Annotated in this window: 20 protein-coding genes; 5 read left to right on the top strand and 15 right to left on the bottom strand. The window is 69.9% G+C overall.

The window, feature by feature from the left end:
• Positions 1-4 precede the first annotated feature (4 nt).
• Entirely contained in the window at positions 5-451 is a 447-nt protein-coding gene (trxA, locus tag ACQPZQ_RS33030) for a thioredoxin (RefSeq protein WP_433287346.1), read from the top strand.
• A gap of 12 nt (positions 452-463) precedes the next feature.
• On the opposite strand, the gene ACQPZQ_RS33025 is transcribed toward trxA, so the two are convergent.
• Genes ACQPZQ_RS33025 through ACQPZQ_RS32990 form a run of 8 tightly spaced genes read right to left on the bottom strand, consistent with a single transcriptional unit; the run spans position 464 to position 8,491 of the window.
• Positions 464-1,588 (bottom strand): NADase-type glycan-binding domain-containing protein, encoded by a 1,125-nt coding sequence (locus ACQPZQ_RS33025; protein WP_433287344.1) that lies wholly within the window; start codon positions 1,586-1,588, stop codon positions 464-466.
• Positions 1,585-2,148 (bottom strand): phage tail protein, encoded by a 564-nt coding sequence (locus ACQPZQ_RS33020; protein ID WP_241036099.1) that lies wholly within the window; start codon positions 2,146-2,148, stop codon positions 1,585-1,587. Before ACQPZQ_RS33020 ends, ACQPZQ_RS33025 begins: the two co-directional genes overlap by 4 nt.
• Positions 2,145-4,097 (bottom strand): putative baseplate assembly protein, encoded by a 1,953-nt coding sequence (locus ACQPZQ_RS33015; RefSeq protein ID WP_433287342.1) that lies wholly within the window; start codon positions 4,095-4,097, stop codon positions 2,145-2,147. Before ACQPZQ_RS33015 ends, ACQPZQ_RS33020 begins: the two co-directional genes overlap by 4 nt.
• The gene (locus tag ACQPZQ_RS33010; RefSeq protein ID WP_433287340.1) at positions 4,097-4,507 is read right to left on the bottom strand and encodes a GPW/gp25 family protein; all 411 of its coding nucleotides are present in this window, start codon (positions 4,505-4,507) and stop codon (positions 4,097-4,099) included. The genes ACQPZQ_RS33015 and ACQPZQ_RS33010 overlap by 1 nt, the downstream gene beginning before the upstream one ends.
• A gap of 31 nt (positions 4,508-4,538) precedes the next feature.
• Positions 4,539-6,407, bottom strand: a complete 1,869-nt coding sequence (locus ACQPZQ_RS33005; protein WP_433287338.1) for a VgrG-related protein — start codon at positions 6,405-6,407, stop codon at positions 4,539-4,541.
• Positions 6,404-7,180, bottom strand: a complete 777-nt coding sequence (locus tag ACQPZQ_RS33000; protein ID WP_433287336.1) for a LysM peptidoglycan-binding domain-containing protein — start codon at positions 7,178-7,180, stop codon at positions 6,404-6,406. Before ACQPZQ_RS33000 ends, ACQPZQ_RS33005 begins: the two co-directional genes overlap by 4 nt.
• A gap of 3 nt (positions 7,181-7,183) precedes the next feature.
• Positions 7,184-7,618, bottom strand: a complete 435-nt coding sequence (locus ACQPZQ_RS32995; RefSeq protein ID WP_433287334.1) for a phage tail protein — start codon at positions 7,616-7,618, stop codon at positions 7,184-7,186.
• An 18-nt stretch (positions 7,619-7,636) separates the two neighbouring features.
• Positions 7,637-8,491, bottom strand: a complete 855-nt coding sequence (locus ACQPZQ_RS32990) for a hypothetical protein (RefSeq protein WP_433287332.1) — start codon at positions 8,489-8,491, stop codon at positions 7,637-7,639.
• Between the two features lie 88 nt (positions 8,492-8,579).
• Here ACQPZQ_RS32990 and ACQPZQ_RS32985 point away from each other — a divergent pair, with 88 nt between their 5' ends.
• The gene (locus ACQPZQ_RS32985; RefSeq protein ID WP_433287330.1) at positions 8,580-10,199 is read left to right on the top strand and encodes a hypothetical protein; all 1,620 of its coding nucleotides are present in this window, start codon (positions 8,580-8,582) and stop codon (positions 10,197-10,199) included.
• A 39-nt stretch (positions 10,200-10,238) separates the two neighbouring features.
• The gene (locus tag ACQPZQ_RS32980) at positions 10,239-11,462 is read left to right on the top strand and encodes a hypothetical protein (RefSeq protein WP_433287328.1); all 1,224 of its coding nucleotides are present in this window, start codon (positions 10,239-10,241) and stop codon (positions 11,460-11,462) included.
• 1,505 nt (positions 11,463-12,967) lie between these two features.
• Here the strand turns inward: ACQPZQ_RS32980 and ACQPZQ_RS32975 are convergent.
• The 4 genes from ACQPZQ_RS32975 to ACQPZQ_RS32960 all read right to left on the bottom strand — a co-directional run bounded on the left by ACQPZQ_RS32975 (position 12,968) and on the right by ACQPZQ_RS32960 (position 15,686).
• Positions 12,968-13,126, bottom strand: a complete 159-nt coding sequence (locus tag ACQPZQ_RS32975) for a DUF6760 family protein (protein WP_338104185.1) — start codon at positions 13,124-13,126, stop codon at positions 12,968-12,970.
• Positions 13,123-13,596 carry a hypothetical protein gene (locus ACQPZQ_RS32970; RefSeq protein WP_433287326.1) on the bottom strand — a complete coding sequence of 158 codons (474 nt, stop codon included), beginning with the start codon at positions 13,594-13,596 and terminating at the stop codon, positions 13,123-13,125. Before ACQPZQ_RS32970 ends, ACQPZQ_RS32975 begins: the two co-directional genes overlap by 4 nt.
• 1 nt (position 13,597) lies before the next feature.
• Positions 13,598-14,047, bottom strand: coding sequence for a phage tail protein (locus ACQPZQ_RS32965; protein ID WP_241036087.1), 450 nt, complete (start codon positions 14,045-14,047; stop codon positions 13,598-13,600).
• Positions 14,048-14,108: 61 nt separating this feature from the next.
• Entirely contained in the window at positions 14,109-15,686 is a 1,578-nt protein-coding gene (locus ACQPZQ_RS32960) for a phage tail sheath family protein (protein WP_433287324.1), read from the bottom strand.
• Between the two features lie 222 nt (positions 15,687-15,908).
• On the opposite strand from ACQPZQ_RS32960, the gene ACQPZQ_RS32955 reads away from it, so the two are divergent.
• Both ACQPZQ_RS32955 and ACQPZQ_RS32950 read left to right on the top strand, forming a co-directional pair.
• Complete coding sequence (locus tag ACQPZQ_RS32955; RefSeq protein WP_433287322.1) at positions 15,909-17,390, top strand: hypothetical protein; 1,482 nt, start codon at positions 15,909-15,911, stop codon at positions 17,388-17,390.
• 35 nt (positions 17,391-17,425) lie between these two features.
• Entirely contained in the window at positions 17,426-18,040 is a 615-nt protein-coding gene (locus tag ACQPZQ_RS32950; protein WP_433287320.1) for an eCIS core domain-containing protein, read from the top strand.
• Positions 18,041-18,077: 37 nt separating this feature from the next.
• Here ACQPZQ_RS32950 and ACQPZQ_RS32945 read toward each other — a convergent pair whose 3' ends face one another.
• The 3 genes from ACQPZQ_RS32945 to ACQPZQ_RS32935 form a co-directional block, all read right to left on the bottom strand.
• A complete protein-coding gene (locus ACQPZQ_RS32945; RefSeq protein ID WP_433287318.1) occupies positions 18,078-20,096 on the bottom strand; it encodes an AAA family ATPase in 2,019 nt (672 codons plus the stop codon).
• Complete coding sequence (locus ACQPZQ_RS32940) at positions 20,093-20,713, bottom strand: DUF4255 domain-containing protein (protein WP_433287316.1); 621 nt, start codon at positions 20,711-20,713, stop codon at positions 20,093-20,095. The genes ACQPZQ_RS32945 and ACQPZQ_RS32940 overlap by 4 nt, the downstream gene beginning before the upstream one ends.
• A gap of 61 nt (positions 20,714-20,774) precedes the next feature.
• Positions 20,775-21,314 carry a helix-turn-helix transcriptional regulator gene (locus ACQPZQ_RS32935; protein ID WP_433299477.1) on the bottom strand — a complete coding sequence of 180 codons (540 nt, stop codon included), beginning with the start codon at positions 21,312-21,314 and terminating at the stop codon, positions 20,775-20,777.
• Positions 21,315-21,365: the final 51 nt, after the last annotated feature.

The following is a 21,365-nucleotide window of genomic DNA, read 5'->3' as shown; positions in this document are numbered from 1 at the left end:
TCGCATGAGCCCGTCCACCGCCACGGTCAAATGCCCGCACTGCGGGAAGACCAACCGTGTGCCGTCCGCCGCAAGTGGCCTGCCCCACTGCGGCAACTGCCACAATTCGCTGCCGTGGATCACCGCTGCCGGTGACGACGACTTCAGTGAGGTCGTCGAGCGCGCCGCAGTACCCGTGTTGGTCGACATGTGGGCCACCTGGTGCGGACCCTGCCGGATGGTGAGTCCGGCGCTGGAGCAGTTGGCCACCGAGCGCGCCGGGAGCGTCAAGCTGGTCAAGGTCGATGTCGACGCGGCGCCTGCGCTGGCGCAGCGGTTCCGGGTGCAGGCGGTGCCGACGCTGATGGTCGTGCGTGACGGCGAGGTGGTGGCCCGCCAGGCGGGGGCCCTCCCGTTGCCGGCCCTGCGCCAGTGGCTGGACGCCAGTGTCGGCAGCGGCGAGAAGGGCTGACCCGCCCGGCGGTCAGCCGTTGCTCTGCGTTCCGAGGAACTCGATCTCGGCGATGGCCACCTGTTTGTTGTCAGGGCCCGGCGACCGGTAGGCGCTGCGCAGGGTGAGGGTGATCTGGCGGACGTTGTCCACCGGTGTCGAGATCTGCTGGACGACGTCGTCCTGCAGGTGCAGGCGGAACAGCGTGCTCTTCCCCTGGGCGTCCCGGACCGTCATGTCGATCTGTTCGGGTCGGTACTCGTTGTAGCGGTCCTGGGGGCGCGGGGAGACGCCCGGAGTGATGCGAACCGCCCGCAGGTTGATGCTCCGGTTGTAGTTCGCCTGCAGGTACTGGCCCGCGGAGTCGCCGTTCTGGCCGGTTCCCCACCAGCTGTTCTGGTTTCCGTCGAAGGCCGAGGTCGGGGGATGGCTCGTGTCCGCGGCCGATGCAGCCACCGTCGCGGGCGGGAGCAGGGTTTCGGAGTTGAGCAGGCGCTGGGCCAGCAGGAAAGCCGGGTAGGCGAGGATCGCGAGCGCGAGGAGCGCAGCGAGCCCGATCAGCTGTGCCCGGCTGAGCCTGGCGAACCACAGCCGGATGCGCTGCCAGAAGGAGCGTTTCCTGGGGGCCGCGGGAGGCGGGCCCGCGCTGAGGTCGACGCCGCAGTTGCGGCAGAACTTGCGGTCGGCGCGGTTGCCGACACCGCAGTTCCAGCAGACGATGCCGCTTTCCTCGTTGGCCACGACGGGCCGCACTTCGGGCCGAGGCGGTTCAGGGCGCCCCGGCAGCACCGGCACCACCTCGTCCTCCTCCCGGCCCGAGAGCGGGACGAGGAGCCGGCGCGCACGTCGCCGCAGGTCCGACTTCTTCGACTCCGAGTCGGCGGGCGTGTCGTCGAACGATGCCGTGGTCGGCACCGGCGGCGGCGCTGATGCCGCGGCCGGTGCGGGTGCCGGAGCCGGTGCCGGAGCCGGTGCCGGTGAAGGCGCAGGCGGCTCGGGCGCGGGCTTGGGCTTGGGCTGGCGGGCCGCGCGCTCGGCACGGCTGACCTCGTCCCAGTCGACGAAGTCGCCGCACACCTCACAGAACGATTTCCCGCTCCTGGGCCCCTCGTTCCCACAGTTCGGGCAGCGGGGCGCGGGGTTGTTCTCGTCGCTCATACAGGCAACACGTCATTTCCGCCGGTGCCGATCACGTCGATGGCATACGGCATGTGTGCGGGGCTGGCCGCCGCGACCACGGCATCCAGCCGGACGCGGTTGATGGTGCTCGGGTCCGGTACCCGGACGATGACCCGTAGGTCGGGTTCTCGGCTGCCGGGGAACGGGCCGAGTGGGCGGGCCGACCATGCCGATCCGCCGCTCTCGATGATCTCCGGGGTCACCCCGATCGCCAGCCGCACCGCCGTGGCGAGACCGAACGCGGTGCCGCGCCTGCGGTGCATGGTCACGGCACTGGCGATGGCCTCCCGGCGGATCTCCAACGGCTCGTCTCCGTCGAGCTCCGCGCCGATCCACTGGCCCAGCCAGTCGAGGAAGTCCTCCGGCGCCAGCCAGGGGGAGAAGTAGGCATCGAGGCAGTCCAGCACGATCATCAGCGGCCCGAGCACCACGTCGAAGCCGCTCGCGAAGCGCAGCCCGAACGAGTCCTCCTGGTAGACCGCGGGGAGCTGGTCCGCCAGCGGGTTCGGGCTGCGAGGGTCGTTGACGTTCGCTCTCATCGGTCCCCGATCACCCGCACCCGGAGGTCGTACGGGAAGAGCAGCGCCACGGGCGCGAGATCGATCCTGTCGGTCTGGTCGGCCCGCCGTCCCGTCAGGGGGTCGGACGGGAACAGCAGCACCTCGTCCACGAGCTCCACTCCCGGCACCCGTTGCAGTGCCGCGAAGAGCTCACCGGCCGCGAGCGGACGCCCGAAGGGCCAGCCGTTCCCCTGGGGGCCACCGGTCAGCGGATCCAGGTACTCGTACAAGGCGTCCAGCGCGCCGGACCGCACCATCTGCGAGGAGACACCGCGGTAGGAGTGCATCGTCGCCTGCACGGATACGCCCTGGTAGAAGGGCGGTCCCACGGACAGCCGCACACCGAGCGGACGCCGATCCTCGAGATAGCGGGTGATGCGTGCCAGCAGCTCGTCGCCGGGGACGAGCTGCTCGAAGCGGAGCCGCCCGCCCACGTCCGGCACGGCCTGGGGGACCACCAGCACCCGCACCGCGTTCTCGTTGCCCGGCTCGCGCACGGTGGGACAGGCGATCCGGGCGACTTCCGGTGCGGCCCGTTGCGTGAGCTCCTCGTAGTCCCGGGGCGTCACCGCCCGGTCCTGCGCACGCAGGGTGATCGGTGCGCGGACCTTGGCCTCGTCGATCGTCTCGCCGTCGAGCCCGCCGCGGGCGCCCTCGCGGTTCTCCACGCGGGCGATCGAGGGGATGGAGCTGCTGAGGACCCGGACGGTGCCGCGCGAGACGTTGCCGTCCCGCCCACCACCGGACCGGTAACGGGTGGCGCGCACGACCGCGCCCTTCGGCGGCACCGCCCCGTACTGGCGCATGCTGCCGTCGGGCTCACGGACCGCCGGGCCGAACATGATCTCGCCGGTGGTCGCGTCGAGGCGCACGTGGGGCGAGCGTGAGTTCGAGGAGGCGAAGTTGTCGACCACCTCCCAGCGCTGCCACCCCTCGTCGGCGGACACGTCCAGCACCAAGGACGGTTCGCCGATCACCACAGGCGGGTTCGCCAGCTGCATGCGCTGGCCCGGTACACCCTCGGACTCGCCGAGGATCTCGTTGTTGACGTCCTCGGCATGCACCGCGGGTGTCGTGCCGCCGATGGTGAACGCCATGGCGGAGCGCACGGTGGGCGACACCGAGTAGAACGGCTGTCCGACTTTCGGTTCGGTGACCTGACAGCGCAGCCACCCGGCCTCGTCCTGCCCCAGCCGGGAGCGGGTGTGGCCGTCCGGGACGTGCAGGATGACCCGGCCGTAACGGTTCAGACCGCCGGTCTCGTCCTCGGCCACCTCACACGGCCGCCAGCCGCGCGAGGTGAGCGCCTCCCAGCGCAGCGGAGGCTGGCGCGGGTCGACGCCGACGCCGTCGACCCGGCTGTCCAGTTCGAGCACCACCGCGCAGTTCGGGACCGCGACGGACAGCCCGAACAGCAGCATGTCGCCGGGGCGGGGCTCGGCGGAGAACGCGCTCACGTCACGCTCGCCCAGCACCTCCTGCGTACGGTCTTCGGGAGCGCCGCCGGAGACCTGGCGCACCACCCGCTGCAGCTCGCACGGAGGGATGGGCAGCGCCTCCTCGGTGACGAAACCGATCGCAGCGTCGTTGTCGGAGCGGTCCGTGCTGACCTCGGTGCCCGAGGGGATCACCACGGTGTCCGGCTGCGGGGCCGACAGCCAGAACGTCACGCCGACACGCGCCGCTGCGGGCGCGAAGAGGGTGATTCCCAGCAGGTCGAGGAAGGCCAGGTAGTTCTTGTCCGGTACGCGGTTGAGGCGGTACACGAGCTGGTCTGCCATGTAGGCGACGGCCTCGATCAGGGTCACCCCGGGGTCGGACACGTTGTGGTCGGACCATTCGGGGCAGCGCTGCTGAATGTAGCGCTTGGCGTCGTCCACGAACTGCTGGAAACGGCGGTCGTCGAGGTTCGGCGCGGGCAGGGGCATTAAAGGTCGCTCTCGTTGGGAGGTATGACGTAGTACGGGAAGACCAGGTTGCGAGGGTTGTTCGTGCCGCGGATCTCGTACTGGATCTCGATGAGCAGCGTCGCCGTGTCCTCCGCGTCGGCGGTGACGACGACGTCGAGCACCTCGATGCGCGGCTCCCAGCGGTCGAGTGCGGTCATGACCTCGAACCGCACGCGACCGGCGGTGGTCGGATTCATCGGGTCGAAGGCCAGGTCGTGCACACCACAGCCGAACTCGGGCCGCATGGGTCGCTCTCCCGGCGCGGTGGAGAGGATCAGCCTGATCGCTTCCTCGATCTCGCGCTCGCCGGTGGCGAGGGAGATCCCACCGGAGGCCTTGGTGTGCATCGGAAACGCCCAGCCCGCACCGATGAATGCCTGGCTGGTCATGCCGGCCCCGCCGCTGTCGCGTGTTCACCGCTCATATGACCGGCACCCCGTTCGCCAGGACGACGCCCTCCAGGGTGATCGTGGTGGCGATCTCGTTGATGTTGGCCGTCGTTTCCATGGTGATCTCCGCCCCCGCTGTCAGGGCGATCAGACCGCCGGCCGTGACAGTGGCGGCGCCGCCGACCTGCAGCCCGAGCTCCCCGCCCGCCTTGATGTTCAGCGCCCCGCCGGCTTCGAGGTTCATGGCGCCGGCGGCGGACAGACTGAGTTCCGCGCCGGCCTTGATGTCCACGTTTCTCGCGCCGGTGATCTCCACCGCGCCCTTGCTGTCCACGGTGATCGTGGTCTTCGTCTGGTCGAGGTACATCGTGAGGAGGCCGTCGCCGGTGCGCATCCGGATCCCCATCTTGCCTCTGGTGCGAGCGTCGAGAAGCTCGATCATGTGTTTTTCGCGGGAGGCAATGCTGCGCCAGTTCACCTTGCCGACCGTGTCCACCGGATCCATCCGATCGGGATCCTTGGTAGGCTCGTCCTTGCCGTTGTAGAGGCCGGCGATCACGTAGGGGTGCTCCAGTGAGCCGCGGTCGAACCCGACCAGCACTTCGTCGTCGGCCGCGGGCGTCATCAAACCTCCGCCACCCACACCACCGAGCTGGGCCACCCGGCACCAATCGCTCTCGTACTTGTCCGACAGCCAGGGGAACTTCAGCTTGACCCGTCCTTTCTTGTCCGGGTCCTGCGTGTTGGTCACAGTCGCGTTGGCCAGCCCGGGGATCACCGGCGTGGTCGACGCCGCTCCCGAGGCGAGCCCGTAGAGGCTGCGGATCTGGCGGCCGCTCACTTCCACCCATGTCAGGTACTGCTGCCCGGTCTCGAAGACGTGCCGGGCCGCGGTCACGGTGTACTGGCCCTCGAAGGGTTCACCCGCGCCTTTGAGCGCCACGGGGACGCCGGGGCCGAGGTCCGGAGTGCCGGTGACCGCCACCTCCATCTCGGCGAAGGAACTGGAGACGTCGTCGGCGAGGCCCTTGGACGCGGTCGTGACCTCGGGCTGGGTGGTGTAGGGGATGTCGGTTCCGGTGAGCGTGGCCTGCCCGAACTTCTTGATGACCTCCCCCGGTGTCACCCCGATCTTCGCGCCGTCGGTCGTCGTTGCGGGCGACACCTTGGTGAGCGCGGTCTTGTTCTTCTCGTCCCAGCCGCGGACCTCCGCCGTATTCACCTGGCCGGCCGACGTGACCCCGACGCGGCAGCGCAACGCGTTGGCCCCGAACTCCAGCACGTAGGGGCTTTTCTCCGACGAGGTGGTGTCCGGTGGCGCGCCGGACGCCGCCAGCCGCTTGGTGAACTGGAGCTTGCCCTCGCGGTCGACGTACACGTAGACGTCGTTCTCCATGGCCAACCGGGTCATGAAGTCCCAGTCGGTGATGTTGGGCTGGGTCGCCTGCTCGTACTGGGTCTTGGTCGGGTCGATCTTGCCGGTCTTCACGTTGTTGGTCTTCGCGATCTTCTGGACGATCGCCGACGCCGTCATCTTCTTGTAGCTCTCGACCCGGCGGTTCCTCTGCAGCCGGTGGGCCGCGTCGTAGCCGCGGACCCGAAGCGTCCGGCCGGCTCGGTCCGCGTCCACCTCCATCGCGGTGATGTCACCGGTGATCAGCGGCTTCTTCGAGGGCGTGCCGTCCGCGATGACCGACATCTCGACGGTCGACCCGATGGCCAGTTGCGGGAAGTTCTTGGTCACGTCGCTGTACGGGTCGGAGAAGGTGAGCTCGAACGCCGAGGGAAGGTTCATGCTGCTGTCCGTCCAGCCGGACGTCATCAGCTGCGCCAGCTGATCCGGCATCTTCGCGCCGTTCAGCTTCACCTGAAGAATGTTGGTGTAGATCTTCTGGCTCATTCGCCCACCTCCTCGGCGGCGGGCAGCAGGAGTTCCCGTCCCGGTTTCAGCCGCATGGGATCGTCGATGTTGTTCGCCCGCGCGATCGCCCGCCACACCGTGGGGTCGCCGTACTCGTTCCAGGCCAGCGACGCCAGTGAATCCCCGACCACCACCGAATGAACCCGGGTTGCGTTGAGCGCCCCGGATGTCGGGTTCTGGCCTTTGGTCGGCTGAGGAACCTCCTGGAGCGACAGCTGACACCGCGCACGGTTGGGCGTGCCGTCGGGGCTGAACCTCGTGAAGGACACGTTGACGCTCGTCATGATCGCCGTGAACTGGGCTGCCTTGAGCGATCCCCAGGACAGCTTGACCCACGGCGGTGACGGACGCTTGCTGTTCACACTCTGCGGGTCCACCTCGCAGCAGGACATCAGCAGGTCGACGTTCTTCGCGACGTCACCGCCGGTGATCGCGCCGAAGGTGCCTCCGTCGAGGATGACCTCGATGTTCATCGTGGCCGGCTGGGCGCCGTGGAACTCAGGTGTGGGGCCGCGGTCGAAGGTCACCGCCGTCTGTGCGCTCCACGAGGCGGACCGGGACATCTGGACCTGGCCCGGGTTGTACTCGAAGTCGACATCGGCGATCTTCGAGCCCAGCGCACCACCGGCCGATGCGGGCGGGCGGAAGATCGACAGTGAGGCGTGTGAGACCGCGAAGCTGCCGAGGCCCGGCACCGATCCCGCGATGTTCTGCCCGGCGCTCTTGAGCTTGCTTCCAATGCCGCTGGTCATGGGTCAGAACGGCCCCGTGAAGCCGTGGTAGGCGAGTTCCAGGGTCTCTGTCGCCACTCCTGGACTGGACGAGTCGAAGTGCGGCCCCTCCCAGCTCACGGGCGTGACCTGGTTGAGGCCCCACGAGCAGACCTCGGATCCGTCGGGGCGTAGCGCGGTGATCTCCGCGGTCGGTCGCAGGAACCCGACGGCCACCGAGGCCTCCATCCACTGGTTGGCCTTGTTCGAGTCCTCGTTGATCGGCCGGGACAACCGGATGTTGCTGTAGTTGAGGCGCGTCGCCAAATGCCAGGTGAAGGAGTTGTTGCCGCCCTCTTCGTGCTGCTCTGCCGGCGCCTGCACGGAAAATCCCTCGCAGGTGTTGAACAGCCCGAGGTCCAGCCCGTCGATCGACAGTCGGTAGAAGACTGTCGAGCCGGGGTCCTTAGGTGAAGCCATCCGTTCCTTCTCCTGGTGCTAGTGGTCACGCAACCGGCCGTTGCGTTCACGGTCCATCCGCAGCTCTGCCTTCAGCAGACGAGAGAGCGGGCCGATGAGCTGGCGAGCCAGTTCGTCCAGCTCCTGGCGACTCGGGGCGGCGGACGGCAGGGCACGGCCCGTCGGGGCCGCGCCCGGTTGCTTCTGCTCGGTCTGGGGCGGTGGCGCTGTGCCCGGCAGAGCCCGGCGCTGAACGGCCGCGTTCGAACTGCTCGTCGACGGGGTGGAGGGCCGTGCGGTGGCGCTCCGCTGCACCGTGGCGGGCTCATCTCGTCTCCGGCTCGGGACCGGAACAGGCAGTGGGGCCGGGTAGCTCCGCGGTGTCAGGGCCACCGCTGCGGATTCCGCGGTCGAGGCTCCCGACGCCGGGGACCGCTGCACCGTGGCGGCCGGCGCCACACCGCCGGGCTCGGCAACACCGGGCCCGGCGGCGCTCCCCTGGGGAGCGGTGGAACCGGGCAGCACCCCGGGCGGGTTGCGCAGGCCCGACAGTGGGAGTCCGCCTGTCGCCGGCCCCGTGAACGGCGTGTCCGCGCCGGTGCCCGACGGCGTGGCTGCTGTCCCTACGGCGGGAGTGGAACCGGTACTGCTGGACCCGGTGGGGGTCGACGTGCCGGTGCGGCGCCGGAGCTGCACCGCCGGCGGCGAGGCCGGTGGTGCGGGCGATGCCACGGTTCCCGGCGTCGGCCTCGGCGCCGGGTCCTGAGCTCCGCTCATCGAGGATTCGGCCAGGCCCAGCACCGAGATGCCACGCAGCGGCGCCAGGTCCGTCCGGGACGGTGGGGAAGCCGGCGACAGGCCGTCGGGCAGCTCGGAGGTGGTCGAGTTCTCCATCGCCCGTTGAACCGCGGTCGACGCTGACAATCCCGTCGCCGTCGCCCCGAGGCGCGACATCGACGCTCCGCTCGCCGAGGTCAACGGCGTGACAGCGCTCGAGGCGTGTCCCACGCCGTCGGACCGGGCCGACGAGGGGCCGGTCGCGCCGCTGCCCGGTGATGCGGATCGGAGAGGGCGTGTCACGGCCGTGCTCGTGCTGCGTTGGACGGCGGTGCCAGCCGGCGTACTCGACGACGACGTCGGGGTCGTCGCTGTGCTGCGTTGCACGGTGGAGGCGCCCGGTGTGGCGGGCGACGCGGTCGTGGCACCCGATGTACTGCGACGCACGGCGCCGCCGCCCGTGCCGGGTGCTGCGGACAGCGGAGCCGCGGTGCCCGACGTGGCGGTTCCTACGGTTCCTGCGTCGGCACCGGCTGTTGCGACGGGTGATTGCCTGACCGTTCTGCCGGGAGCGGCGACCGGGAGGCCCGACGTGTCCGAGTCGGCCAGGCGTTGCACGTTCGCGCCGGATGACGACGCGAGCGGAGCACCCGGAGCGGACGCCGAGGCTCCGGGCTGTGGCGCCTCGCGGTTTGCCCCGGAGGACTGCGGCGTGAGCGGCGTCGCGGAGGCGATCGGCCTGGTACCCGTCGTCGCCGCGCCGGTCGACGACGAGGGTGCGGTGCTGGATGGAGCGGAGGCATCCGCGGCACCCGTCGCGGCCGGGCCTGCTGTGGAGGGGCGCGCGCCCGGTATTGCCGAACCGGTCGACGGTGGTGTCGTGGCCCGCGCAGGTGTGGCGGATGCGCGTTGCACCGTGGTTCCCGTTCCCGTCCCCGTCCCCGTCCCCGACCCCGGCGACGCGGTTGCGGAGGTCGAGGGGGACGACGGTGCGGTCCGTGGGCTCTCCGTGGTGCTGCCGGTCCCGGCGGCCGGGTTGCCCAGCCGGGAGATGGCCGGCGGGGTAAGGGTCGACGACGTTGTTGCCGCCGGGTTGGTTGCCGCCCGATTCGTTGCTGCCGGGTTGGTTGCCGCCGGATTGGTGGCCGTCGGATCGGTGGGTGCAGGCGTAGTGGCCGCCGGGGTGGTGGCGGTCAGGGGTGGTGCCGCGGACGTGAGGGGTCGGCGCTGCACCGCGGCGGGTCCGCCCGACGGCGATGTGGCCGACGGCGATGTGGACGACGTGCTGGTGGTCGATGTGGTCGATCCGCCGGAGGAGGTCGACGTGCTGGCCCTCGTCGATTCGCCGGATGCGCTCGGCGTGCTGCCGGTGGACGAACCGCCGGACGTGGCCCGCCCGCCGGACGTGCTCGGCGGGGTCGACGAGCTCGCCGAGCGCGACGTTGCCGAGTTGCTGCTCGGCGTCGTGCCCGGCGTGGCTGGACCGGCAGGGGAGGTGCGCGGCTGCTGCGGCGAGCGATCGGCTGCCGCCGAGCGCCCCGGCCCTGGCGTGGCCGGGGTCGTGGCACCGGCGGCCGTCCGTTGCACGGTGGTGCTCCCGGTCACCGGGGTCGAGGTCGTCGTAGGGGTGCCTGCCGATGTGGTGGGCCGATGTCCCTCGGCGATGGTCCCGGTCGTGGACGACGGCGCGGTAGCCGGTGGGGTCGTGGAGGTCAGGGGTGGTGCCCCCGAGGTCAGGGGTCGGCGCTGCACCGCTGTCGGTTCGCCGGAACGCGATGCGGCCGCTGAGGTCGACGTCGTCGAGGGGCCGGACGTGGACACCTGACCGGACGTGGCCGACTGACCGGACGAAGACGACCCGCTCGTGGTTGACGTACCCGTGGCCGACGTACTTGAAGTCGAAGTACTCGACGAAGTCGATGTGGACGGCGAGTTCGACGTGCTCGACGTGCTCGACGTGCTCGACGTGGTGGACGACGTCGACGCGGCCGGAGGCGACCCCGACCGGGGCGCGGTCGACGGCGACGTGGCCGCCGGGGGTGTGGTCGCCCGCTGTGCGCTGGTCGACGTGGGGGAGCTGGTCGGGGAGGGGCCGGTCGTGCTGGGCGCGGCCTGGTCGGGGGCGGGCCGTGACGAGTCGCCCGGCCTTGCCGAACGGCTCGCGGGTGATGTCGTGGGAGCCCCGGCCGCGCGTTGCACGGTGGTGCTCGGCAAGGACACGGGTGACGGCGCCGCGGACCCGGGCGTCGAGGTCGAGGTCGCCGACGGGGAGGTCGGTCGGCCCTCGGTCGTGCTGCCGGCCGCGGGGGAAGCCGGCGGCATGGTGGTGGTCAGGGGTGGTGCCGCGGAGGTGAGCGGTCGCCGCTGTACCGCTGCGGGGTCGCCCGAGCGTGACGAGGTCGCCGCGCCCGACGGGGAGGCAGCCGTCGAGGAGCTTGCGGATGTGGCCGATGCGCCGGTTCCGGATGTGCTGGATGTAGATGCGGCTGACCGTGCGCCGGCTGAGGGGGTGCCGGCGGATGTGGCCGTGGGGGAGGCACCGCTTCCGGATGTGCTGGATGCGGATGTGGCCGATCGGGAGGCGGCCGAGGAGGAGCCACCGGATGTGGCCGTGGGGGAGGCACCGGATCCGGATGTGCGCGAAGTGGATGTGGCCGATCGGGAGCCGGCGGATGTGGCCGTGGGGGAGGAGGCGGTTCCGGATGTGCTGGATGCGGCCGGTCGGGAGCCGGCCGAGGGGGTGCCACCGGATGTGGCCGAGGGGGTGCCACCGGATGTGGCCGAGGGGGAGGCACCGGATCCGGATCCGCCCGAAGTGGACGTAGCCGGTCGAGAGCCGGCAGGCCCGGACGTGCTCGATGTGGACGTGGCCGATGGGGAGGCGGCCGACGAAGAGCTCGCGGATGTGCCCGACCGAGCGGTGGCCGACGGGGAGGCGACCGATCGGGAGATGACGGGTGGGGGAGGGGCCGACGGCGTGGTGCCGGATGGGGAGGTCGACGGCGCGGTCGGGGATGTCGGGGGTGTCGGGGTCCGGCGTGAGCGCGACGTGGGTGTGGACGTCGACCCCGGGTTCGGCGTGGTCTGACCCGCGGGGGAGGTGAGCGGCCGGCCGGGCGCCGCCATCCGGGCCTCGGACGGTGCCGGAGGCGCGATGGGCGTGGCGGCCTCGCGTTGCGCGGTCGTGTCGGCCGTCCCCGGCGTCGGGGATGCCGGGGTGCTGGCCGTCAGCGGAGGTGCCGCGGACGTGAGGGGTCGGCGCTGCACCGCGACGGGCTCACCTGAGCTCGACGTGGGCGCGGACGCAGCGGACGAGGTGGCACTGGCTGCCGAGGCCGGCGTCTGCGACTCCTTCGCCGTTGCCGTGGACGCCTCATGGACCGGTTGTGCTGCGGGCGCGCGCTGCACCGTGGACGAACCCGGTGCTGTGGCGGGGGACGTCTGGCTTCCCCCGTCACTGGACGTTGTGCGCGGCCCGCGGCCTAGTTCGGTGGACGCCGGTGCCGGGGAGTCGGCGTCCGGTGGTGTGACGGGTACGGCGGGCACCTGTGACGCGCCGGCTGGGGAGCGGAACGTTTGCGTCGGAGGTGTCGGAGCCGAGGCTCCGGTGGCAGTGCGCTGCACGTGGGTGTCGGTCGTGGCGGGCGGGCCGCTCGTTGCGGTCGGCGAGATGGGCGGCCCGATCCGTGACCGGCGACGGACCGTCCGGAGCGGCTGGCTGTCCGGATGGTTCTCGCTCCGCGATGCGGGCGGGGCAGGGGTCGGTGTTGATTCCCCTCGTGGAGTCCCGGTCGTGTTGGTGAGCGGCGCGCCGAACCCGACGGGTCGCCGTCCGGGCGGGGTGGATGTGCGCTGGACAGTCGTGTCGCCGCTGTGGGACGGCTGCGAAGCGGTGGGGGTGACAGCCGCCGGTGTCGAGGACACATCCGGTGCGGGCTCGGAGGAGAGAACGCCCGGAGTAGCTCGTCGTTGCAGGACCGGAGCCTGTCCATCGACCGACGCGTGCGGCGGGGAGGAAGTGCTCGACGTCGAGCGGCTCGGCCGATCCGGCGGCGAGTTCGCAGGATCACCGACCGGACGTGGTGGCGGGGTGGCCGCCGCCTCGGGCGAGGCCGCTGTCGGGTCCGAATGTGCAGGTCGGGGAGGGGGCGTAACCGCCGCCAACCGCCGGACAGGGGCCTGCGGAGCGGCCGAGGTCATCCGACCGGGTTTCGTCGTTCGTTGCACCCGCACCACAGGGTGCTCGGGCTCCGGTGCCGGCTCGGCCGCCCGGGATTCGACCGGCAGCGGCGGCATGTCCAGGTCGAGCGGTTGCGGCTGCCCGATCCGCGTGAAGAGCAAGCCGTGCATCACCCCGCTCGGCGCGTCCGCACTCACGTTGTGACCAAGGTCGCCGCTGGTCATCCGCGGATCCGCGAAGGTCGCGGGACCCCTCACACCGGTGTCGCTGACGCGCTGGGGAGCGGCCACGACCCGTTGTATGGGCCCGACGTTCTTCCATTCGGACGGCGGAGCGGCCGGTGGCGCGGCCGGCGTCGCCGGCCGCGCCGAGGCCGGCCGCGGCCGGCGGAAGCGTGAAAATAGGTCCATCGATTACTGGCTTTCCTCGATCCGGCGCACGAGGGCGCTCGCCTCGGCCACGTACCGACGGCGGTCGTGGTGCTCGAGATCCAAGACGTCCTCCAAGCGCCAGTGAAAGTAAAAGGCCAGGTACGCAATCTCCTCATGAATACGAGGAGTTGCGTACGTCACGATTCCCCCAGGCGGCTCCCACCGAGCTCCACATCGAAGGGCTGTTCACAGTGCGGACAGACCACAGATGCGCGCGTGTGGCCTTCCGCGTTGACCTGCCGGTAGAAGTCCTGCAGGAATGCCAGATCGGCGGCGAACATCTTCTCGACGATCTGGTCGTTCGCGGGCCCGAGTGTGCCCAGTTCGGTGATCACCCGCCCGAGAAGCACCACCGAGAGGTACGCCGGGTTCTCCTTGACCCTTATGTCCCGCAACGGCAGAAGTTCGTCACGGGCCGTGGCCAACCGCATCTTTCCTCGACGATGCAGGGTGCCCGACTCGTCGATGTAGCCCCGGGGCAGCTCGAACTCGAACTCGGTGCGCAGGGCCTCTCGCTGCGGCGGTGCATCGAGAGGCTCCGGCTCCGGTACCAGGGGTGCGGGCTCCAGCGTGGAAGGAGCAGAACGGATTCGCTGGCCGCCTCGACGCATATCAGCTGTTCTGGATGTTCATTGTTTCCCAGTTGATCTCGATGTCCTGGGTGAACGGTGACGTGCTGCCGGCTTCGCCGCCCGTGGTCGTCACGCTGCTGACCCAGGCGTTCGTCAGGTTGAACCGCATCTTTTCCTGTCCCGTGTAGTCGTTCACCACGAGGGACACGTTCTTGCGGGCCGTGTCCATGTTGCCGGCCATTGCGTCGTCGACCCACTGCGAGAACTGGCTGGCATTGTCATCGAGACCACGGGTGACCGTGACCGTGCCGCCGTCCGGAGCGCCGGGCATCTTCTTGCGGAGCGGCTTCCCCTGCTGGTCGACCTGCTGGTACTCGACGACGCCCAGCGAGTACTTCATCTCCCCGATCTTGTTGATCGGCTCCTGGATGCCGTCGATGTCGACGGTGAACTGATGAGCAACATACGCGTCGCCCGGCTGGAGAGTCATGAGCGGCTCCTTGGAGATCTACCTGTGAGAACTGGGTGAGCGAGGGGTGGTCGGGCTGCTGTCACTCGGTGAGCTCGCCGCCGCCCTCGGAGTACTGGGAGAGCCGGAAGACCACGAATTCGGCGGGCTTCACCGGCGCGACTCCGATCTCGCACACCACTCGGCCCTGGTCGACCGACTCGACGGGGTTGGTCTCCTCGTCACACTTGACGTAGAACGCGTTCTGCGGCTGGTTGCCGAACAGCGCTCCGCTTCGCCACTCCTGGAGCAGGAACGCCGTGACGTTGCGCCGGATCCGCGCCCACAGCGATCGGTCGTTCGGCTCGAAGACGACCCACTGGGTGCCGTCGAGGATCGACTCCTCGAGGTAGTTGAAGTAGCGGCGCACGTTGAGGTAGCGCCAGGCCGGGTCCGAGGAGAGCGTGCGGGCGCCCCAGACGCGGACACCGCGGCCGGGGAAGACCCGGATGCAGTTGATGCCGACCGGGTTGAGCAGGCCCTGCTCACCACGGGTGATCTGCGTGCCGAGGTCGATGGCGCCGCGCACCACCTCGTTGGCCGGAGCCTTGTGGACGCCGCGCTGGGCGTCGGTGCGTGCCCACACACCCGCCATGTGACCGCTCGGCGGGACCAGCCTCGGCTGTCCGGTGGCCGGGTCGAACACCCTGATCCAGGGGTAGTAGAGCGCGGAGTGCGCGGAGTCGTAGGCCGCGGTCACCTGGCGCCAGTCGAGGATGTCCTTGGCCTTCATCGCCGGAGGCGGGTCGAGGATGGCCATCCGATCGCCCATCTGCTCGCAGTGCGAGATCATGGCGAGCTGGATGGCCTTCAGCCCGTCCATGTCCAGGGCACCGCGCTCGTAGGCCGCCATCGCGTCGGGCACGGCCACCATGGTGATCTCGTCGATCTCCTCGAGCCCGCCGAGCCCGGTGCGGTCGTCCGTGTCGCCCATGAAGTGGCCGGAGTTGAACTTGACTGGAGCGTCAGCGTCGCCACCCCGGGTGGAGACGACTGCCGACGGGGAGCTGATGGTGACCGTCTGGTTGGAGGGCCGGCTCAGCTGTCCGGCCGGGATCGCCTCCTCCACGGTGACCAGCTTCGAGTTCTGCCGCACCTGGTTGACGACGTAGTTGCGGTTCCCCTTGCGCGCCGAGACATCGAACGTCTCGAGCGTGTTGTCGCCATCCTTGATGGTCAGCGTGAAGCGGTCCTCGGGGACGTCCCCGGCGCTGTCGGTGACCTCTGCAGTGAGCTGGCCTCCGCCGTTGCGGGGCAGCGCGGAGATCCGGAACGGACCGAGCGCGGCGGGCTCGGCGGCAGGCACAGCGGCCGCGCTGCGCGACCGGGGCTCGCTCCCGTTCTCACCGTCGTCGGGTCCACTGCCGACTCGGACGACATAACAAATCGAGCCGCCGTTGTTGAGGTACCCGTACACGGCGTGGGCGAGGTAGCAGCCCTCCGCGAACTCACCGAACTGGGCGACGTATGACGACCAGTTCGGAATCAGTACCGGCGTGTTGAGCGGGCCAGTGGGGGCAAAACCGACAAAGGCGGCCACCGACGTGCCCACACCCTGAATGGGGCGTGAGCCGCTGGGAACCTCCTCGACGTAGACGCCGGGCGACAGGTAAGTAGGCATGCAGGAGATTCCCTCGTACCGGAGATGGGCTGACCGAACAGACTTTTATTCGAATCCTGGGCTGCCTGCTCACGGCAGTGAAGGTCCGCTCGACTCGGGGAACGGGCATCCAGTCTGACCGATGGCTTCCCACGAGTACATGTCCGTTCGGGCGGAGAGTCTGCCCTGACCGCTGCCCTTTTGACCCAAGATATGGCCCAGGGTGCTTCCTAGACTTGTTCAGTGAGTGTATGGACCTCTCTGGAGCCGACAACCGGCACTGTCGCTCCAGGAGCAGCCGCGGCGACGTTCACGCTTCGGGTGCGCAATGGCGGCGACACCGTGGAGGAGTACCAGCTCAGCCTGGTCGGGTCGTTGAGCCGCTGGAGTCAGATCTCCCCGGACAAGCTGCGGCTCTTCCCGGCCGACGAGGGCAGCGTGACCATCACCATCAAGGTGCCCCGAACGCCGGAGGCCCTCGCCGGCCCGACTCCTTTCGGTGTGCGGGTCGTGCCCCGTGAGCATCCCGAGCTGTCCGACGTCGCCGAAGGCACCATCACCGTCACGCCCTTCGGGGAACTGCGTGCCGAGATGAACCCCGTGACGGTGCGCGGACGCCTCTCCGCGCTGCTGCGCTTCACCGTCAACAACCGGGGCAATGCGCCGCTCGAGATCCGGCTGGTCGGCAAGGACGATGAGGGCAAGCTCGTCTTCGACGGGCGGGAGCCGTCCACGCAGGTGCCGGCCGGGGTTGTCGGGACGCCGGTGCTGAGGATCCGTCCCCGTCGGCGACGGCTCACCGGGAAACCGCAGCGCTACCCGTTCGCGGTGACCGTGACGCCGCCCGAGACGGCGGTGGCGACCGGGGCGAAACCGGCGCTGCTGCGGGGGACGTACATCCAGCAGGGGCTGGTGCCCAAATGGCTGTTGTTCCTCATCCCGCTGCTCCTGCTGGCAGGCCTCCTCGCAGGCCTGTTGTATCTGCCGTTCACGAACCTGCAGTCCCGCTTGTTCCCGGCGTTGAACCTCCCGTCCCTGCAGCTGCCATCCGTGTCGGTACCTCAGCTGCCGGGCGGCGGCGTTCAGGCCACCTTCCAGCAGCAGCCCCCGCCCCAACAACAGCAGCAGCAACAACAGCAGCAACAACAAGGACAGCAGCAGCGACAGCAGCGCGGATCAGGCACCGGTCTGGGTCAGGGAACCAACGTGCTGATCGCCCACTCCGAGCTGGCGCTGACGGTGCTCGGCAATGAGCGTGGCGGCCCGCCACTGGCCGTGTCGAGCCCCCTGAACCCGCAGCAGCAGAACGTGAACCAGCAGAACCAGAACCAGCAGAACCAGGGCCAGAACAACCAGAACCAGAACAACCAGAACCAGCAGCAGCAACTGCAACAGCTGCGTCGCCTGCAGACGTGGAGCCTGGTCCGCCTTCAGGACGGCTCGACGGCGATCCTCCCGGTGGCGGCGGACAACTTCGTTCTCCAGCAGCCCAACAGCAACAACAACTCGCAGCTCAGCCTGCAGGACCTCAGCGGTGGGCAACAGCTGTTGAAGAACCAGGTGTGGATCCTGCGTCCCGCAGGCAGCAACGACGTCGTGACCATCGTCAACTCGCAGACCGGAGCCTGCATGACCGATATGGGCAACGGACAGCCGGTGCAGGCGTCGACATGTCAGAACCAGCTCGCCCCGGCGCAGGAGTGGCAGCTCGTCGCCGCGTCCTGACCGGGGTCCGTCCGGACCGAGTAGGGAGAGTCCACATGCGTGCGGAAGCGAACGGCGCGGCGGAGCGCGAAGCCCGTGACGCCGCCCGTGTCAGGCCCACGGCGCGTTCCCCGAAGGCGGAGCCGGGCGCAGACACCGTCTCCTCCCGGATGCTCGCGCTGCAGCGCCTGGCGGGAAACGCGGCGGTCACACAGTGGCTCGCTGCCGACGAGGCGCGCGACGAGGCCGACGTGGCGGGGTCCGCGGGTGAGCACTCGGCGGAGCCGCAGCCGGTGCAGCGGTCGTCGGTGCACGACGTGCTGGCCTCGCCGGGTCGTCCACTCGATCCGGGGGTGCGGCGCAACATGGAGTCCGCGTTCGGGACGGACTTCGGAGATGTCCGGCTGCTCAGCGACGGAGCCGCGCAGAAGTCGGCGCGGGAGATGAGTTCGATCGCCTACACCTCGGGCAACAAGATCGTGTCGGCCGGAAATCTCGACGACCACACCCTCGCCCACGAGCTGGCCCACGTCGTCCAGCAACGACAGGGTCCGGTGGCCGGCACCGACAACGGCGACGGACTGCGGGTGAGCCACCCCGACGACCGGTTCGAGCGGGAGGCCGAGGCAACCGCACGGTCGATCACGGCCAATCGTCACCGTCACGGATGACGGCGGTGCCGGGCACTCCCCGCCCGGCACCAGCGGCTCACCAGACGACCCGGCCCATCTTCTGGTACTCGCGTTGGGCCCCGAGAAACGCGTCGGCGTCGGAGATGGGCTCCTCGCGACCTGCGGCGATGTAGGCAGCGGTGACCGCAGCGCTACGGATCCCGCCGCCGGACAGCTCGTACCGTTCCCCGAGTGCCTCCAGGTCCAGACCCGGCATGCACGGTGCGTGCGCCAGGCACTGACGCCACAGCTCCGTACGCAACGCCGGATCAGGGAACGGGAAGTCCACGACGAGGTCGAGCCGGCGTGTGAACGCTTCGTCGATGTTGGCCCGCAGGTTCGTGGTGAGCACGGCGACGCCGTCGAAGGACTCCAGCCGCTGGAGGAGGAAGGCGCTCTCGAGGTTGGCGTACCGGTCGTGGGAGTCCTTCACCTCCGAGCGTTTGCCGAAGATGGCGTCGGCCTCGTCGAACAGCAGCACCGAGTCGGTGCGGTCGGCCTCGGCGAAGATGCGTTCGAGGTTCTTCTCGGTCTCGCCGATGTACTTGTCGACCACTGAGGACAGATCCACCACGTAGAGCACGACGCCCAACTCGCCGGCCACCACCTCGGCCGACAGGGTCTTTCCCGTACCCGAGTCGCCGGCGAAGAGGGCCGCCACTCCTCGCCCGCGCCCGCCGCCGGGACGCAGTCGCCAGTCGCGCAGCACCCGGTCGCGTTGTCTGGCCCGCAGCACCAGTTCGCGCAACTGCTGCAGCGGCTCCTCGGGAAGCACCAGGTCCGCCCAGCCGACCTCGGGATTCACCTGACGGGCGTGCTGGCTGAGCAACGGCGCCGACTGCTGGCGCGCGCCGTGCTGGATGTGGACGGTGCTCACCGGCGCGGTGTCGAGTGCCGCCAGTGCACGAGCGGACCGGACGGCCCGGCGAACATGGTCGCGGCCGAGCCGGAACGGCGCGACGGTGGCGGCGAGATCACGCACGTCGGCGTCCTCGCCCAACTCGTCGGCCCAGTGCTGCACCGATGCCAGGTCACCGGGCGGGACATCGAGCGACAACGCGACCGCGGCCGTCGCCCATTGTGGATCGAACGGCCTGGCATCGACCAGGACCACCGGAACCCCGACGTCCTCCAGCGCGCGCAGAATGCGGTTCGGGTGTTCCGGCAGTGGGCTGATGACGAGCGCCGCGCCACGCAACCGGGCTTCCCGCACCAGAACCGGGATCACGTCGGAGGCCTGTGTGGCGTCCGTGGCGGGCGGCAGGTCGCAGCGCAGGACGGTGTGTCCGAAATGCTGCAGCGCGTCCACCGCCACGGCCGCGCCGGTGGCAGGCCGCCGTTCGCGCAGGTGCACGACGACCGGGGCCGCGGTGAGCAGCCGGCCCAGCTGGACCTCGAACGAGTCCGCCGCCGGTTCGAGCCCCTCCGCGGGCGGCGGTGGTTGGGTCACAGTGCTGAGCAGCCCTTCGTCCAGCACGTCGTCGCCGAGCAGGTGGGCGACGACCCGCTCGGGAACGCGCAGCGCCCGGCCGGGCAGTGGCCGATCCCTGTCGTCCTCAACGGTCAGCAGGCCGCCTCGCACCAGCGGCCCGGCAGGGTGGACGCGGGCGCGGGCGAACCTGTGGTGCGGGCCCAGCCCGACGAGCTCCAGAGCAACGGAGACGGTCGCCCGGCGCCGCGAGACGTCGTCGTTCAGGAACGCGTAGAGGGGCTCGAACCGACGGTCGACGTCCGGGGCGAGCGCGGTCAGAAGGATGTGCAGGTCCAGCACCGACAGAGAGAATCGCGGGATCAGCGCGCTCAACCGGTCTTCAGGCGCGTCGGTGGGTTCCATGACGGCGTCGTACCCGTCGTCGTGGTCGCCGTCCGCGACCTCGCTGCCGGGTGGGGGCCGGTGCGCCCACTGCAGCGCAACCTCCGGGGACAGGTACAGCCCGCGCAGCGGGTCATTGGTGGCGGCCTCGCCCGCACTGCGCTGGCGGACGAGACCCGAGGCCCGAGCGTGCAGCAGGTCCACCCGATGCAGCAGCGGGACGGCTGGATCGGCGGTGGTCACGGCGTGCGATCTCGATAGCTGCGCGTTGCCGAATCGACGACCGCGCCGGTGGGTTCGCGCACCTCGATGGTCTCTTCGACAACCGGCGGTCCGACCCGGTACTCGGGAGAGGCGGTGAACGGCGCGACCACGACGACGTCGAGCGATGGTTTCAGCTCGCCCCCGAGGGCGGACCACAGGTCGGCGAGCGAGCGCGACTCAGGGGGCGGCACCGCGACCGTCATCGGAATCGACAGGTTGAGGTCCCTCAGTGCTCCGGTCAGGTCCTCGGCCGGGAGGATCTCGTGTTGCAGCAGCAGGATGAGCAGTGCCGAGAGCAGGCGATGCTCGTCCTCCGGCCGCGTTGTCCACGCCGTCACGAGGTAGGAGAGCCGGAACCAGCGTGGTGGCTGCCGCCTGCCCACGACCCGGCCGTCCTCGTTGCGGACCGGGACCGCGCCCCGCTCACGCCTGCCGACCTCCTCGCGGATGTCGTAGAGGTAGACGTTGACGGTCGGTGAGTTCCGCCGGGCCGCCCAGTTCCTGGTGGGCGCGGCGAACTCGATGTCGGTGATCACGCCCGGCAGGGCACGTGTTCCGATCAGGGACCGGAGCGCGTCGTCGATCTCGTGGATCACTGCCCGGTCTCCTGAAGCGTGTCAGGTGCTTCTAGTCGAGATGTCTCGGTGGTGCGGCGCATCAGATGTAGCCCTCGCGGAGGGCATAGGCCACCGCGTGAGCCCGGTTGCGCAACTGCAGGCGGGACATCACCCCGTAGAGCACGTTCTTGATGGTGCGCTCCGAGTAGGCGAGCTTCTCCGCGATCTGGTGGGTGTCCAGGCCGTCGGCGACGAGCCTGAGCACGTCGACCTCTCGTGGTGCCAGGCCGACAGGCGGTGCCGTTGACGCCGAGTGCGGCGCGGTCCGTTGCGATCGGCCGACATGGGCGATCAGCTGTCCGAGCAGATCGGGAGGCAGCTTGGAGTCGCCACGCGCGGCCGAGCGGACCGCTCCGATCAGCCGGCTCTGGGTGGCCTCGGCGCGCCACACGATGGTGCGCACCCCGCACTCCAACACGGCCATCAGCTCGGGTTCCCGCAATTGATCGGTGACCAACACCACGCGTCGGCCCGATTCCCGGGTCAATCGGCGCAGTTCGACGACGGCGAGTTCGTCGACCCGGTGGGTCAGCACGAGGGCCACCGAGTCGCCGTTGGGCGGGGTCGACGGATCGACCACTTCCAAGGCGGGCTGATGCCGAAGATGGCTGACTGCGCCGGCTTGTGCCAA

Source organism: Pseudonocardia sp. CA-142604 (assembly GCF_050948475.1).
Lineage (GTDB): Bacteria > Actinomycetota > Actinomycetes > Mycobacteriales > Pseudonocardiaceae > Pseudonocardia > Pseudonocardia alaniniphila.
Note: the sequence above shows the minus strand (reverse complement) of the source record. Positions and strands in the feature narration are given on the sequence as shown.

Excerpts from the sequence above, each read along its gene's own strand:
- trxA (WP_433287346.1), top strand. The coding sequence starts at position 5 with ATGAGCCCGTCCACCGCCACGGTCAAATGCCCGCACTGCGGGAAGACC.
- ACQPZQ_RS33025 (WP_433287344.1), bottom strand. The coding sequence starts at position 1,588 with ATGAGCGACGAGAACAACCCCGCGCCCCGCTGCCCGAACTGTGGGAAC.
- ACQPZQ_RS33020 (WP_241036099.1), bottom strand. The coding sequence starts at position 2,148 with ATGAGAGCGAACGTCAACGACCCTCGCAGCCCGAACCCGCTGGCGGAC.
- ACQPZQ_RS33015 (WP_433287342.1), bottom strand. The coding sequence starts at position 4,097 with ATGCCCCTGCCCGCGCCGAACCTCGACGACCGCCGTTTCCAGCAGTTC.
- ACQPZQ_RS33010 (WP_433287340.1), bottom strand. The coding sequence starts at position 4,507 with ATGACCAGCCAGGCATTCATCGGTGCGGGCTGGGCGTTTCCGATGCAC.
- ACQPZQ_RS33005 (WP_433287338.1), bottom strand. The coding sequence starts at position 6,407 with ATGAGCCAGAAGATCTACACCAACATTCTTCAGGTGAAGCTGAACGGC.
- ACQPZQ_RS33000 (WP_433287336.1), bottom strand. The coding sequence starts at position 7,180 with ATGACCAGCGGCATTGGAAGCAAGCTCAAGAGCGCCGGGCAGAACATC.
- ACQPZQ_RS32995 (WP_433287334.1), bottom strand. The coding sequence starts at position 7,618 with ATGGCTTCACCTAAGGACCCCGGCTCGACAGTCTTCTACCGACTGTCG.
- ACQPZQ_RS32990 (WP_433287332.1), bottom strand. The coding sequence starts at position 8,491 with ATGGAGAACTCGACCACCTCCGAGCTGCCCGACGGCCTGTCGCCGGCT.
- ACQPZQ_RS32970 (WP_433287326.1), bottom strand. The coding sequence starts at position 13,596 with ATGCGTCGAGGCGGCCAGCGAATCCGTTCTGCTCCTTCCACGCTGGAG.
- ACQPZQ_RS32965 (WP_241036087.1), bottom strand. The coding sequence starts at position 14,047 with ATGACTCTCCAGCCGGGCGACGCGTATGTTGCTCATCAGTTCACCGTC.
- ACQPZQ_RS32960 (WP_433287324.1), bottom strand. The coding sequence starts at position 15,686 with ATGCCTACTTACCTGTCGCCCGGCGTCTACGTCGAGGAGGTTCCCAGC.
- ACQPZQ_RS32950 (WP_433287320.1), top strand. The coding sequence starts at position 17,426 with ATGCGTGCGGAAGCGAACGGCGCGGCGGAGCGCGAAGCCCGTGACGCC.